Origin of the sequence: Sulfitobacter sp. 1A12779 (assembly GCF_043557315.1) — a bacterium.
GTDB classification, from domain to species: Bacteria; Pseudomonadota; Alphaproteobacteria; order Rhodobacterales; family Rhodobacteraceae; genus Sulfitobacter; species Sulfitobacter faviae.
Window position 1 is genome coordinate 1 of sequence record NZ_JBIFFU010000082.1, and the last position, 1,154, is coordinate 1,154.

Here is a 1,154-nt window from a genome sequence, read left to right on the forward strand (position 1 = left end):
CGGCGTGGTCGGAGCCTATGCCAGCACACCCGAGGGCGTTCCGGAACGCTACGCGGCTGTCGTGGGGGTAAAAGGGCTCGCGCCGCAGTGGTTCGAGATCGACGCCGATCTCTACCTCTCCGACTATTCGTTCTTCAGTTTCGAGGCGGAATACGAACTGCTCCTTACCAACCGTCTGATCCTGACCCCGAACATCGAGATCGATATGCCGCTGAAGGATGACATCGCCCGGGGGCGGGGTGCGGGTGGCGCAGTCATGGAGATCGGTGCGCGGCTGAGTTACGACCTCATCGACCGTGCGGTCTCACCCTATATCGGCGTCAACTACGAGACCTCGTTCGGCGACACGCGGGACATCACCCGCGCGGCCGGTGGGGATACAGATGAGTTCTCGGTCGTGATGGGTACACGCCTTCAATTCTGAGATTTGTTCCTGCGGGAGCAATCCGGAGGGCTGATGAGTCCTCCGGCCAATACCTGAACCCAAAAGCAACCAAGGACTAAACAGATGAAACATCTACTGCTGACAATCGCACTGGCTTCCTCCTTTGCGGCACCGGGGTTTGCCGGCGAAGCGGCTCACGGAAACAAGTCCGGCGACACCCATGGAGAAATGAAGATCGGCATGCCCGGCGATGCCGCTGCGGTGGACCGCACGGTCGAGATCGACATGGTCGAAACAGACGACGGCGAAATGCTGTTCAAGGGCGGCGATCTGGATTTCAAAGAAGGCGAGACCGTCCGTTTCGTCGTCCGCAACGAGGGCGAGTTGGACCATGAGTTCATTCTCGACTCGCAAAAGAAGAACGCCGCGCACAAGAACGAAATGGCGGATATGAGCGGTATGAATATGGGTCATAATGAGCCCAACCGCATCCGGCTCGCGCCCGGCGAAGATGCCGAAATCATCTGGACATTTGCAAATAACGGCACGTTCGAAGCTGCTTGCCTGATCCCCGGTCATTACGAATCCGGCATGTTCCGCGAAGTCTCCGTTACTCACTAAACGGTCAGTGCGGATCGCGAGCACCGCCTTGCGATAACGTTAATACCAGAACGGGCGTACACCGCGCCCGTTCTTTCCCCCGTTGGGCGCCCGTCTGCGACGATGGTGTACCGCGCCAGCGGCGGTAGTACCCAGATCCGACGTTTGC

Annotated in this window: 2 protein-coding genes; both read left to right on the top strand. The window is 59.0% G+C overall.

The window, feature by feature from the left end; all coding sequences use genetic code 11:
• Positions 1 to 424 (top strand): copper resistance protein B (locus ACGYLQ_RS20865; RefSeq protein ID WP_394444688.1); only part of this gene is annotated, 424 nt, incomplete at its 5' end.
• An 84-nt stretch (positions 425 to 508) separates the two neighbouring features.
• Positions 509 to 1,006: a plastocyanin/azurin family copper-binding protein gene (locus tag ACGYLQ_RS20870; RefSeq protein ID WP_009827247.1), complete on the top strand. Its 498-nt coding sequence runs from the start codon at positions 509 to 511 to the stop codon at positions 1,004 to 1,006.
• Positions 1,007 to 1,154 lie beyond the last annotated feature (148 nt).